Origin of the sequence: Streptomyces sp. NPDC050560 (genome assembly GCF_044457285.1) — a bacterium.
GTDB lineage: Bacteria > Actinomycetota > Actinomycetes > Streptomycetales > Streptomycetaceae > Streptomyces.
Window position 1 is genome coordinate 41,645 of record NZ_JBITGT010000011.1, and the last position, 12,448, is coordinate 54,092.

14 protein-coding genes are annotated in these 12,448 nt (G+C 73.7%); 10 read left to right on the forward strand and 4 right to left on the reverse strand.

The window, feature by feature from the left end; genetic code table 11:
* Window position 1: 1 nt before the first annotated feature.
* Window positions 2–688, forward strand: a complete 687-nt coding sequence (locus ACIBIW_RS24995; RefSeq protein ID WP_399339251.1) for an O-methyltransferase — start codon at window positions 2–4, stop codon at window positions 686–688.
* A 122-nt stretch (window positions 689–810) separates the two neighbouring features.
* Here the strand turns inward: ACIBIW_RS24995 and ACIBIW_RS25000 are convergent, their stop codons facing one another.
* Entirely contained in the window at window positions 811–1,203 is a 393-nt protein-coding gene (locus ACIBIW_RS25000; RefSeq protein ID WP_399339252.1) for a hypothetical protein, read from the reverse strand.
* A gap of 148 nt (window positions 1,204–1,351) precedes the next feature.
* Between ACIBIW_RS25000 and ACIBIW_RS25005 the strand changes: the two genes are divergently transcribed.
* From ACIBIW_RS25005 to ACIBIW_RS25020, 4 genes are all read left to right on the forward strand, one after another.
* Window positions 1,352–1,756: a DUF1992 domain-containing protein gene (locus tag ACIBIW_RS25005; protein ID WP_399339253.1), complete on the forward strand. Its 405-nt coding sequence runs from the start codon at window positions 1,352–1,354 to the stop codon at window positions 1,754–1,756.
* 185 nt (window positions 1,757–1,941) lie between these two features.
* Window positions 1,942–2,559 carry a dihydrofolate reductase family protein gene (locus ACIBIW_RS25010; RefSeq protein WP_399339254.1) on the forward strand — a complete coding sequence of 206 codons (618 nt, stop codon included), beginning with the start codon at window positions 1,942–1,944 and terminating at the stop codon, window positions 2,557–2,559.
* 97 nt (window positions 2,560–2,656) lie between these two features.
* Window positions 2,657–3,175, forward strand: a complete 519-nt coding sequence (locus ACIBIW_RS25015; RefSeq protein WP_399339255.1) for a GNAT family N-acetyltransferase — start codon at window positions 2,657–2,659, stop codon at window positions 3,173–3,175.
* A gap of 76 nt (window positions 3,176–3,251) precedes the next feature.
* Window positions 3,252–4,433 carry a peptidoglycan-binding protein gene (locus ACIBIW_RS25020; RefSeq protein ID WP_399339256.1) on the forward strand — a complete coding sequence of 394 codons (1,182 nt, stop codon included), beginning with the start codon at window positions 3,252–3,254 and terminating at the stop codon, window positions 4,431–4,433.
* Window positions 4,434–4,709: 276 nt separating this feature from the next.
* Here the strand turns inward: ACIBIW_RS25020 and ACIBIW_RS25025 are convergent, their stop codons facing one another.
* Together ACIBIW_RS25025 and ACIBIW_RS25030 are read right to left on the reverse strand one after the other, a co-directional pair.
* On the reverse strand, window positions 4,710–5,378 hold the full coding sequence (locus ACIBIW_RS25025; protein ID WP_399339257.1) for an HAD-IA family hydrolase: 669 nt from the start codon (window positions 5,376–5,378) through the stop codon (window positions 4,710–4,712).
* Between the two features lie 321 nt (window positions 5,379–5,699).
* On the reverse strand, window positions 5,700–6,284 hold the full coding sequence (locus ACIBIW_RS25030) for a TMEM165/GDT1 family protein (protein ID WP_399339258.1): 585 nt from the start codon (window positions 6,282–6,284) through the stop codon (window positions 5,700–5,702).
* A gap of 705 nt (window positions 6,285–6,989) precedes the next feature.
* On the opposite strand from ACIBIW_RS25030, the gene ACIBIW_RS25035 reads away from it, so the two are divergent.
* The 5 genes from ACIBIW_RS25035 (at window position 6,990) to ACIBIW_RS25055 (ending at window position 12,158) form a co-directional block, all read left to right on the forward strand.
* Window positions 6,990–7,658, forward strand: a complete 669-nt coding sequence (locus tag ACIBIW_RS25035) for an HNH endonuclease family protein (RefSeq protein ID WP_399339259.1) — start codon at window positions 6,990–6,992, stop codon at window positions 7,656–7,658.
* A 176-nt stretch (window positions 7,659–7,834) separates the two neighbouring features.
* The gene (locus ACIBIW_RS25040; RefSeq protein ID WP_399339260.1) at window positions 7,835–9,526 is read left to right on the forward strand and encodes an alkaline phosphatase D family protein; all 1,692 of its coding nucleotides are present in this window, start codon (window positions 7,835–7,837) and stop codon (window positions 9,524–9,526) included.
* Window positions 9,527–10,161: 635 nt separating this feature from the next.
* Entirely contained in the window at window positions 10,162–10,608 is a 447-nt protein-coding gene (locus tag ACIBIW_RS25045; RefSeq protein WP_399339261.1) for a DoxX family protein, read from the forward strand.
* A gap of 653 nt (window positions 10,609–11,261) precedes the next feature.
* Window positions 11,262–11,876, forward strand: a complete 615-nt coding sequence (locus ACIBIW_RS25050; RefSeq protein ID WP_399339262.1) for a DedA family protein — start codon at window positions 11,262–11,264, stop codon at window positions 11,874–11,876.
* Window positions 11,877–11,924: 48 nt separating this feature from the next.
* On the forward strand, window positions 11,925–12,158 hold the full coding sequence (locus ACIBIW_RS25055; protein ID WP_399339263.1) for a DUF2277 domain-containing protein: 234 nt from the start codon (window positions 11,925–11,927) through the stop codon (window positions 12,156–12,158).
* A gap of 25 nt (window positions 12,159–12,183) precedes the next feature.
* Here ACIBIW_RS25055 and ACIBIW_RS25060 read toward each other — a convergent pair whose 3' ends face one another.
* Complete coding sequence (locus ACIBIW_RS25060; RefSeq protein WP_399339264.1) at window positions 12,184–12,360, reverse strand: hypothetical protein; 177 nt, start codon at window positions 12,358–12,360, stop codon at window positions 12,184–12,186.
* Window positions 12,361–12,448 lie beyond the last annotated feature (88 nt).

Below are 12,448 nucleotides of genomic sequence, written 5' to 3' on the forward strand. Positions count from 1 at the left end.
TATGAGCGACACGGAAACTGCGGGTCAGGCGCGCTGGGACGCGGTGGACGACTACTTCACCGGCCTGCTGTCCCCCGAGGACGACGCGCTGGCCGCGGCCCTCGCGGACGCCGGGGCCGCGGGCCTGCCGCCGATCAACGTGGCGCCCAACCAGGGCAAGCTGCTCCAGTTGCTGGCGCAGACCCAGGGCGCCCGCCGCATCCTGGAGATCGGCACGCTCGCGGGCTACAGCACGATCTGGCTGGCCAGGGCGCTGCCCGCGGACGGCAGGCTGATCACCCTCGAATACGAGCCGCGGCACGCGGAGGTGGCGCGCGCCAATCTCGCCAGGGCGGGCCTCGACGGCGTCACGGAGATCAGGGTGGGGGCCGCCGCCGCGTCGCTCAAGGCGCTGGCGCAGGAGGGCCAGGAACCCTTCGACCTCGTCTTCATCGACGCCGACAAGCCGAACAACCCCGTCTACCTGGACTGGGCGCTGAAGATGACAGGGCCTGGCAGCCTGATCGTCGGGGACAACGTGGTGCGCCACGGCGCGGTGGCCGACGCCGACTCGACCGACCCGTCGGTCGTGGGCACCCGCGCCCTCATCGAACTGCTCGCCGAGAACCCGCGGCTGTCCGCGACGGCGTTGCAGACGGTCGGCTCCAAGGGGTACGACGGGTTCGCGCTGGCACGCGTGATGAGCTGAGGCCCCCGGGGTCCCGCCGCTCCCTCGCGGGCGTGCGGCCGCGGTGCCCGTACGGCTGCCGCGCCACGGGCCGGGCACGTCACCGACATCGGCCGATTCCGTACCACGGGCGGGGCCGGCGCTCATGTCTCGTGGTAGAAGCCCACGTTCACGCTGCGGGGTCCTGAGCGGTCCTGGATGACGACCTCGCCCGAGCCGCCGGGCGGCAGCGGCACGCTCGCTCCGTAGGCGAGCTGGCGGGTCGCGCCGCCGCTGACGACGCGGACCGCCGACGACGGCTCGGCCCGTGAGCCCCGCAGCCAGGTGACCGTCCAGCCGCCGTCGGGCCCGCAGCGGAACTCCAGATGCACCCGGGACACGAAGAGCCAGTCGGCGGGCGGCACCAGGCGACAGCTCTCGCGGTCGCGCCCCACCCTGAGGACGGAGCCGGGGGCGGTGGGCGCCTCGGCCATCACCATGCCCGCCGTCGCACCCGAGTCGGCCTCCGCCACCGTCGCCATGGTCAGCTCCAGCACGTGCGCTCCTTCGGTCCGCCGGGGCCCCGGGCGGGCCCGGGGCGCTTCCACACACGCGGCCGAAATGATAGGTCGCCGCGCGGCGGCCACGCCCTTACTCGTGACACAGGCCACAGGCTCCTCGGCCCCTTCCGGGACACTGGGGGGCATGACGGAACGCAAACCTGCCGGGATGAGTTTCGAGTCCTTTGTCGACAAACAGATCCGTGAGGCGGAGGCGCGCGGCGCGTTCGACTCGCTCAGCGGCAGCGGCAGGCCACTGCCGGACGCCGGGGACACGTCGTACGACGAGCTGTGGTGGGTGAAGCGGAAGATGGCCCGCGAGGGCATCTCGGTGCTGCCCCCGGCGCTGGCGCTGCGCAAGGAGGCGGAGGACGCGCTCCAGGCGGCGTACGAGGCCCCGTCCGAGGCCGCGGCGCGCCGGATCATCGCGGCGGTCAACCAGAAGATCAGCGACATGATGCTGCGCCCGCCGCCAGGACCGCCGCTCGGCAGGAAGCCGTACGACGTCGAGCAGGTGGCCCGCGAGTGGCGTGAGCGCCACCAGGACTGAGGCGGCCGGACCGAAGCGCCTCGACTGAAGCGGCCGGACCGAGGCGGCCGGTCCTGGCGGTGGTCGTTCGCGGGCGCGGCGCCGATGAGTTCCGGGGCGCGGCCGGGTCGTCCCTTCACGACCACGTTCACGCGTGCCGGGCGCGACGGAGCCCGGCAGCGGGCGGTGAAGGGACGGCGACCACCATGCTCTACGCGGACATCTCCACCTCGCTCGACGGCCGGGTCACGGGGCCGGAACCGAACCCCGAGCAGCCGCTCGGCGCCGCCGGCTCCCGGCTGCACGAGTGGCTCTACGGGCTGAGCGGCTGGCGCGGCCCGCACCGGCTGGACGGCGGCGCGCAGGGGCCGGAGTCCGAGCTGGTCGCGCACTCCCTCGACCGTGCGGGGGCGCTGGTCATGGGCCACACCATGTACACGCTGGCCGACCCGCATTGGGCCGAGGAGCCACCGTTCCACCGCCCGGTGTTCGTCCTCACCCACACGCCGCGCGAGCCCGACGTGCGCCGCGGCACCACGTTCCACTTCGTCACCGACGGACTGCGCGCCGCGGTGGAGTCGGCCACCGCGGCCGCGGAGGGCAGGGACGTGTCGGTGGGCGGCGGCGCCGACGTCATCCGGCAGGCGCTCGCCGCCGGGCTCCTCGACGAGCTGCGGCTGCACATCGTGCCCGTGCTGCTCGGCGGGGGTGTCCAGCTCTTCGGCGACCCGGGGCCCGGCCCCGCCGAGTGGCAGGTCGTGGACACGCTCAGGGGCGCCGACGCCGTACATCTGACGCTGCGACCGGCACGGACGGCCGACTGACCGGCCGACCGGCCGACCGGCGGACCGGAAGGCGCCGGGCCCCGGGCCCTCCGGCCCGCGCAAACGCGGTTGCGGGCGGGAGCGGGCGCCGGGTGGGATGACGGGCATGGACGCCGAGTGGACCGTGACCCCCGAGCCACCTGACTCGCCCGCCGCGAAGGCGCTGTGGCGCGCGTACTACACCGAGGTCAGCGACCGCTGGTTCGTGCTGCACGAGGGCCGGGACACGCCGCAGGACGAGTTGGCGAGGGGGATCGCGGACGACGACGGACTCACCCTCGCGCCGCCGTCAGGGGTGCTGTTCGTCGGCCGGTGGCGGGGCGAGCCAGGCGGCTGTGCGGGGGTGCGCCTGTGCGGTCCCGGGACCGCCGAGCTGAAGCGGATGTTCGTCGTACCGGGGCTGCGGGGGCGCGGCGGGGGCGGCGCGCTGCTCGCGGCGGCGGAGTCCGCGGCGCGCTCGCTCGGCGCGGGCAGGCTCGTCCTCGACACCCGGCACGATCTGGTGGAGGCACGCGCCCTCTACGCCCGTCACGGCTTCACCGAGACCGCACCGCACAACGCGGAGCCGTACTCGGACCGATGGCTGGGCAAGGAGTTGCCGCAGGCGGGACGTTGAGTCACGGGGGCGGTGCACGGGGCCCGGTCATACGTTCTGCATAATCTGGCCCAACTCTCCAGAGGGGGTTCATGCGGTGAGCGCAGCAAGGTGTCCCGAGTGCGGCACGGAGCGGACGTCGACGGGGTTCCTGGCGTGCGGCTGCCCGGAGCGGCCGGAGGCGCCGGGCGCCGGGTCCGCCGACGGCGGCAGTAACGGCTTCGACGGCGCGGGGGACGACAAGCACCCCGAGGAGTTCGAGTCCCTGCGGCTGCGGCCCTACGTACCGCAGTGGGACCACAAGACCGACGTCGACGCGGCCCCGCCCCTGTTCGGCGACGAACCGGACCGGGCCGGAACCGACGACGCGGCGGCCGGGGCCGAGGGCGGCACGGCGGTCCTGCCGTCGGTGGCGGCAGAGGACGGGCCGTCCCCCGCTTCCGGGACAGCGGCCGCCACGGCGGCGATGGGCGCCGTCGGCGGCACGACGAGCGACGCGGGCGACGCGGGCGACACGGGCGGAGGAATCGTTCCGCCGGAGCACGGCACCGGCTCCGCCGCCACCCCGGGGGACGGCGACGACGTAGCGCACCCGGATGCTGCCGCGGTGCCCCCGGCGCCGCCGCGTAACGTGCCGGAGCCCGGCGCGTTCGAGCCGGACGAGCCGCCGCGCAGGCGGCGGCGGACGGTCGTACTGGCGGCGGTGGGAGCGGCGGCCGCGGTGACGGTGGTGGCCCTCTTCGCGGGCGGGGTGTTCTCGTACGACAAGCCCGGCAGGGACGGCGCGCTTCCCGGCACCGGGGAGCAGGCGGACGGGCCGGGCGCCTCGGTGTCGCCCACGGCCCCCGACGCCTCGCGCGGCCCCGGTGAGTCGCCGTCCGCCCCGGCGTCGAAGCCGGGCGCGCCGTCCACGAAGCCCGGCGCCCCCGGCGCGGACGCCTCGGACCCCGGCGCGTCCGCCTCCGCGGGGGACGAGCCCTCGGACGCCGCCTCCACGGCGCAGGCCACCGGCTCCGTCGGCGCCCCGCCGGACGCCGACGACGCCTCGTCCCAGTCGTCGGTACTGGCGCTGGGCGCGCACGGCGTTGAGGTCGAGGAGTTGCAGGGGCGGCTGCGGCAGGTGCTGGTGTATCTGGGCTCGGCCGACGGCGTGTACGACGACGACGTCAAGGACGCGGTCGGCCGCTACCAGTGGCTGAAGGGCATCAAAGACGACGAGAAGGGCGTCTACGGCCCGCACACCCGCGCGGTCCTGGAGGCCGAGACCAAGAAGCCGTAGGAGCGGCGACGGGCCCTGTCGGGCACCGGGAGCGGGGCACCGCCGTTCACGCGCGTCCGACGGCGCGCGCGTACGAGTCTCCGCGCACGCGCGCGTATCGAGAGAACGACCACTGGCACGAGATGTTCGCCATGGGCCGAAGCCTCCGCGCACGCGCGCGTACGAGCCGCCGCATATCCGCGCGTATGCGCACGCACCCGGGCCCTGCGGCACACGCACGCGGCGCCGGTGGCCGCCCCCGGTCCGCGGCCTCGGCGGCAGGCATGCCCTGCGGGGTCAGCGGCCGGGCGTGATCTCCACCCGTATCCCGCCGTCCGTCCCCGCCGAGACGTGCACCTGCCGCAGGTCGAGTACGTGGGCCGTGGGGTCGAGTCCGGCGGCGGGGGCCCCGACGCCGACGACGGGCATGCCCGCTGCCCTGGCGGCCGCCACGCCCGCCGGGGAGTCCTCGAAGACCAGGCAGTCCGCGGGGGCGACGCCCAGTTCCGCCGCGCCCTTGAGGAATCCCTCCGGGTCCGGCTTGCTCGCGCCGACCGACTCCGCCGTGATCCGCACATCGGGCAGCGGGAGCCCCGAGGCGCCCATACGGACCCGCATCAGCGCGGTGTCGGCCGAGGTCACGAGGGCGTGCGGAAGCCCGGCGAGGGCCGCGAGGAACGCGCCGGCGCCGGGTATCTCGACGATGCCGTCGACGTCGGCGACCTCCTCGGCGAGCAGGCGTGCGTTGTCGGCGAGGTTCTCCTCCATCGGCCGGTCGGGGAGGAGCAGCGCCATGGTGGCGTGGCCCTGCCGCCCGTGGGCGATCCTCAGTACCTCGTCGAGTGCGAAGCCGTGCCGCAGCGACCAGCGCCGCCAGCACCGTTCGACCACGGCGTGGGAGTCGACCAGGGTGCCGTCCATGTCAAGCAGCAGGGCTCGGGGCGTCAGCACGGCGGTGTCCGTCATTTCTTGCTCCAGGGGCACGGGGCGAGCACGGGGCGAGGGTGCACGGGACGCCGCCCGGGAGCGGGCGGTGGCCGTTCCCACCTGTCGGTGCCATCCTCGCCGACCTGGTCACCCGGCGGCCAAGCGGCCCCGCCCGCCGGTCAGGGGAGGCGGGCGAAGCCACTTTGTTTACCCACGATACAAAACACCGGGGTCCGCCACCACCCCGGGCGGGGGCCGGCCCTTGAACCGGGGGCGGGGAGCCGTGGAGCCGCGGCGCATGGAGCGGTGGCACATGGGGGCGTGGAACGGCGGCGCGCTGGTGCGTGAGGCGCGGGGCCGTCAGCCCGCGATCGTCTCGTAGAGGCTCCAGACGCCCAGGCCGAGCATCAGCAGTGCGGCGATCCTGGTGATCAGCTTGAGCGGCACCCGCTTCATGAGGGCGCGCCCGCCGACGATGCCGAGTCCGGCGACCGCCCAGAGCCCCAGTACGGCGCCGACGCCGACGGAGACGGGGTCGTCGTAGCGGGCGGCGAGGTTGGCCGTCATGATCTGGGTGAGGTCGCCGAACTCGGCGACCAGGATGAGCATGAAGCCCGCCCCCGCGACCCGCCAGAAGCTCTGGTCCCTCGGCTTCCTGATCTCCTCCTCGTCCTCGTCGTCCTTCTGGAGGAGGAGCATGAGGGCGCCGCCGAGGAAGAGCGCCCCCGTCACGCCGTGCACGAGGCGCTGTGGCAGCAGGCTGAGGGCGCTGCCCGCGGCGACGGCGAGCACGACGTGGACGACGAAGGCGGCCGCGACGCCCGCGAAGACGTAGGACGCCCGGTAGCGGGTGCCGAGCACGAGCCCGGCGAGTGCGGTCTTGTCCGGCAGCTCGGCGAGGAAGACGACGCCGAAGACGAGCGCCGTCACGCTGATGCTGATCACTGTTCCTCAATCGGTCGGGGCTGCCCCGCCGAGAGGGATCTGCGTACGACACATCGGCGCGGCAGCGCTCACGGCCGTACACGGATGCGTACGGAGCACTGCTCTGCCGAAGGTCTCGCCGACCGCCCTGCCGGGCGGCCTCCGGGCGCCGGCTCAGCCAGGCTGAGCAGTGTGTCGACGGTCCGGCGAAGAGCTACTCCCCTTCCGCTCCGGCCATCGTACGCGAACCCCCGCGGGACCCGACGCGCTCCGTACGGCGCACCCTCCCCCGCGCCCCGGGCGGCAGGACGACCCACTGACCAGGCACGCCCCCGCATTCGCCACCACCGGCCACGGACAGGCGCGCACCGGTTCCCCCGTGAGATCGATCACCCTCCGCACGGCGGGCGCATCGATCACCCTCTGCGGATCGAGCACGTGGAGCGCCATCGGGCGGAGGCGCCACTTCCGCCCGGACACCCCCACCGACACCACCACCAACAGCCGCACAAGCCCCAATCAGCTTTCTCGCTGCCCAAGTTCGCCTAAGCCGCAAACCACCCTGCCTCAAGGCGCCCGGAAAGAGTGACGGAGCGGCAGCCCTCTTGATGTGACGTGTTCATGTCCTCACCCTGTTACCTGGCGCCCATCTCGCGGCAACCACAGGGCGCCAGCATGGCCGGACATCCGACCGGCCCGCTTTCCCCCCACAACAAGGGAGTTCACGTGACCGCATTCTACGCGCGTCGAACCAGTTCTCCAACTGTCCGTAGAGCAGGCGCACTCGGCGCCATCGCCGCGTCCGTGACCGCGTTCGCACTGGTGACCGGGACCCCCGCGCAGGCTGCGCCACCCACCCCGATCGCCGCGTCCACCGCCCGCAGTTACCTCTCAGAGCTGACCGTCAAGGCCGAGGGCTCCACCTCCGGCTACGACCGCGACAAGTTCCCGCACTGGATCACCCAGTCGGGGTCCTGCGACACGCGCGAGACCGTCCTCAAGCGCGACGGCACCGACGTGGCCACCGACTCCTCCTGCTCCGCCACCTCAGGGAGCTGGTACTCCGAGTACGACGGCGAGACCTGGACGGCCTCAAGCGACGTGGACATCGACCACATCGTGCCGCTCGCGGAGGCGTGGACGTCGGGTGCGAGCAGTTGGACGACCGACCAGCGCCAGAGCTTCGCCAACGACCTCACCAGGCCCCAGCTCATCGCCGTCACCGACAACGTCAACCAGTCCAAGGGCGACCGCGACCCCGCGGAGTGGCTGCCGCCGAGCAGTTCGTACCACTGCATGTACGCGCGTATGTGGGTACAGGTGAAGCACTACTACGACCTCACGGTCGACTCGGCGGAGAAGAGCGCGCTTCAGGGCATCCTGAACGACTGCTGAACGCGCCGGTTCCGGGCGGCCGTTCGCCGGACGGCGCGGCAACTCCCGGTTCCCGGGCACCGCTTCAGCCCCCTCCGCCGCGTCCTGGCCGCGGAGGGGGCTCGGCAGCGGGCCGGTCCGCCCCCTACGGTGGGACCCCCGGCACCGGGCGGGGCGGACGAGAAAGGGTGACGGGAGTGGCAGAACTGCGCCTTGGGCCGCTGCTGAGATATGTGGACGGCACCTCCGCGACGGTGTGGGTCGAGGCGAGCGAGCCCTGCACCGCCACCGTGCGCGCGGCGGCCGACGGGTCGGCCCTCGGGTCCGCGCGCACCTTCCATGTGGCGGGCCACGACTACGCGCTGGTGGCCGTGGAGGGGCTGGCACCCGGCACCGTCACGCCGTACGAGGTCGTGCTCGACGACGCGGCCGTGTGGCCGCCGCGGCACGACACGCTGCCGCCGCCGGAGATCAGGACGCCCGCGCCCGGCGCGGAGGTCCGGGTGGCGTTCGGCTCCTGCCGCTGGGCGGCGCCGCCGACCGGCGGGAGCGACCCGGTGGGGCCCGACGCGCTCGACGCGCTCGCGGCGCGCCTGACCGCCGTCGGCGGCGACGCGGCGCCGCCCGACCTGCTGGTGCTCCTCGGCGACCAGGTGTACGCGGACGAGACGTCGCCCGATACGCGCGCCTGGCTCGCGAAGCGGCGGGACCTGTCGAAGGCCCCGGGCGACCAGGTCGCGGACTTCGAGGAGTACACGCGCCTCTACCACGAGTCCTGGCTCGACCCCGAGGTGCGCCGGCTGCTCGCCACCACCCCGGTCTGCATGGTCTTCGACGACCATGACGTGATCGACGACTGGAACACCAGCGCCCGCTGGCAGGCCGAGATCCGCGCGGAACCCTGGTGGCGTGAGCGGATTCTGAGCGGCCTGATGTCGTACTGGGTCTACCAGCACATCGGCAACCTCTCCCCCGCCGAGTTGGCCGCCGACCCGGTGTACAAGACGGTGAGCACCGCGCGGGACGGCACGGAGGCGCTGCGCGCGTTCGTCTCGGACGCCGACGCCGATCCCACCGCCGCGCGCTGGAGCTACCGCCGCGACGTCGGCCGCACCCGCCTCGTCATGGTGGACAGCAGGGCCGCGCGGGTGCTCGACGAGCAGGAGCGCGCCATGGTGCACCCCGGCGAGGCCGCGTGGGTGCGGGAGCAGATCATGGACTCCCCCGGCTCGTACGACCATCTGCTGATCGGGACCTCGCTGCCGTGGCTGCTGCCGCCGCTGATCCACCAGGCCGAGGTGTGGGACGCCGCGCTGTGCCGCGGCGTGCGGGGCGCGCGCTGGGCGCGTTTCGGGGAGTGGCTGCGCCGGTACGCCGACCTGGAGCACTGGGGGGCGTTCACGGCGTCCTTCGACTGGCTCACGGAGCTGATCGACGAGGCCGGTTCCGCGGGGGGCGGCGCGGCGCCCGCGACCATCTGTGTGCTGTCGGGCGACGTCCACCACGCGTACGTCGCGGAGCCGTCCTGGCGGCGGGAGGGCGCGGCCCCCGCGGCGCGGGTGCTCCAGTTGACCTGCTCCCCCGTGCACAACTCCATCCCCTCCTCGATGAAGTGGGGCTTCCGTTTCGGCTGGAGCCGTCCCGCGCGTGCGCTCGGCGGGCTGCTGCGCCGACATGCGAAGGCGGCACGTCCCGCGATCGACTGGGACGCGCTGGGCGACGGCCCCTGGTTCGGCAACCAGCTCATGACGCTGTCCCTGCGGGGCCGCGCCGCCTCGCTCGTGCTCGAACAGGCCAGGGCCGCGAGCGGGGAGCTGCCCGGCGGAGCCGGGCGTCTTGTGACCGCGGACGAGCGCGCGTTGACCACCGCGGAGGGCACCCACATCTGAGGCCCGGCGGCCGGGCGCCCGGCCGCCGGGCCGCATGCCGTCCACGCGCGCGTGCGGCGCGAAGTGCGCCACGCGCGTGAGCGGCTCGGCGGCACGCGCGTGAGCGGCCCGCGGCGGCACGCGCGTTGATGAGCCTCGCGGCCGTACGCGCGTCGGGCGCGCCGCGGGCGATACGCGCGTTGTACCCGGGGCGCGCGGCGCGGGCGCGCGGGGCTCTCGCGATGACCGGCTTTCCCCCGCGGGTATTTGTTACGTCCCATTGTCGCGTCCCGTTGTCGTGCGCCGTCGTCGCGTCTGGATTCGGCCGTGGCGAAAACAGTCGGCACACCGTCAGGTACCGGGACATGTACAGAAAGCGTCCGGTCTTCCGGGAGAAATTTCCGCGGCCGCGCTTGAACACTCAAGCACCTGTTTCCGTACAGGACGGCAGGCGCCCGGCGACCCCAGTCAACCGCACCGCGGACGCCGTACGGCCCCCACCCTTCACCGCCCTGTCGACGAGGACCGGGACTCCACAGAGCGCCGCTTCCACGGCGCGGCCAACAATGGCGAATCTTGAACTTGCAAGCATTTGTTAGGCATACCTAACCTAGCTCTGGCACGGTTCCTCCCCGACGCAAGGAGACCCCCCGCTCATGTCAAGGCACCTTGACACCTCCCGTCCCTACGCCCTGGGCCTGTTCCGGATCATCGTGGGACTGCTCTTCACCCTGCACGGCGTGTCCACGCTGTTCGGCGTGCTCGGCGGCGACACCGTGGCGGCCGGCACCTGGCCCGGCTGGTACGCGGCCGCCATACAACTGGCAGGCGGCGCGTTCGTGCTGGTCGGCCTCGGCACCAGGGCCGCGGCGCTGGTCTCGTCAGGCTCGATGGCGTTCGCGTACTTCACCAAGCACCAGCCGCACGCACTGCTGCCGATACAGAACGGCGGCGAACCCGCCGTGATGTTCTGCTGGGCGATGCTCCTGCTCGTCTTCACCGGCTCGGGCGCCCTCGCGCTCGACCGCCTGCTCGGCGCCCGCGAGGCACGCAAGGAGGCGCCGCAGGAGGCGGAGTCCGAGGGGGCGCCCGTGACGGTCTAGCGAACGCCCGGCCGCGACCCGCAGGGCGACACGGCCCGCACCCGCACGGAAGGCGCCTGCCCGGGGAGGGGCAGGCGCCTTCGGCATTCCCCGGACGGAACCCCACACCCCGCGCCTTTTCGCGACGCCGCGGATATCCGTCTGGCACTTACCGCGCCCGAACTCCCGCTTTCCGCCCGAGAATCCGTTTCTGCCGCGAAACGGACAGGCGCCCGACTTCGCGGCGGGCGAGCGTCCCGCATTCCCCGTTCACCCCGTATACGGCGCGATTCACCGCGTATACGACGCGCCGCCGTCGGCGGTGAAGCACCGCGCACGCCGAATGCCGTGGCGGGCAAGTTCGGAAGCCGCCATTCCGGGGCACGTTCCCCCGCATACGCCGCTCCACGCCTCCGTACAGGCTTCGGAGGCACGCGCCGCGCGGCCCCGACGAGGGAAGGCGCCGGGGCCGGGGCTGGTGGGCTCCCGACGATCGGGAGAGTGGGAATTTCCCCGGTATTTCGGCGCCCGTCACGTGACATGACGAACAAATCGCCCCCCGGGGGCCACAAATGCCCTCGTCACGCGTACGCTGTATGGCTGTCATCACGCCGCATTCTGTCCACTCCTTGTCGACAACCCGGCGTCACCGTTCCACTACCGGGAGATGTCGCGTGCTGGAGAGTCTGGGGCCGCTCAGTGGCAGCCCCTGGATCTATGCCGTCGTGGCGCTCTCCGTGCTGTGCGACGTCTTCCTGCCGGTGCTGCCGAGCGGGGTGCTGGTGATAGCCGCGGCCACCGCCGCCGCGGGCCCGAGCACCGCCGCCGAGCACCTTCCGCACCGGGTGCCCGACATCCTCGCGCTGATCCTCTCCGCGGCCACCGCGTCCGTGCTCGGCGATGTGGCGGCGTACCGGATGGCCTGGCGCGGCGGCGACCGCTTCACCCGCGCCCTCGGCCGCTCCCGGCGGCTCACGGTGGCGCACGAGCGGCTGGGGACGGCGCTGTCCAGGGGCGGCGGCGGCCTGGTGGTGCTGGCGCGGTTCGCGCCCGCGGGCCGCTCCCTCGTGTCGCTCGGCGCGGGCGCCGCCCACCGCAGGGCGCGGGACTTCGTGCCGTGGTCCGCCGTCGCGGGCGTGGCCTGGGCGGCGTACAGCGTGGGGCTCGGGTACTTCGGGGGCCAGTGGCTCGGGGCGACCTGGTTGGCGACCGGGGTGTCCCTGCTGGCGCTCTTCGCCGCCGGGGCGGGCGCGGCGTTCCTGATGCGCCGCCCCTCGTCCACGAGCTGAGCGCCCCGGGGACCGCCGCGGCGTACGCGCGCGCGGCACACTGTCCGTATGTGCCGCAGTATCAAGACGCTCCGACCGCCCGCGCTGGCCGAGGAGGCCACCGAGGACGAGATCAGGGCCGCAGCCCTCCAGTACGTACGCAAGGTCTCGGGCTTCCGCGCCCCGGCCGCCCACAACCGCGAGGTCTTCGACCGCGCGGTGGACGCCGTGGCCGAGGCCACCGCGTCCCTCCTCGCCGATCTGGAGGTACGGGGCGGAAAGCGGGCCGAGCGGGCCGCCTAGGGCCTCGCTCCCGCCGCACCACCTCTCAGGCGTGCCCCTTCGACTTGGCGCGCCTCCGTACCCTGGCGCGCCTCCGCGCCGTGGGCGCGTCTGAGCCCTCCGCGCCCGCGCCCATGGCGTCCAGATGGCCGCCCATGGCCCCACCGCGCGCCCGCGCGGGCATCGTCGGACAGCCGTCCCACTCCTTGACCGAGTAATCCACACCCGCCCCGCGCGGGAGGCTCCCCGGCGGAAGGCACGCGGGCAGGCGCCGTAGGGAAGCGAAAGGGAGCCGGCTGACGCCCGCCGAC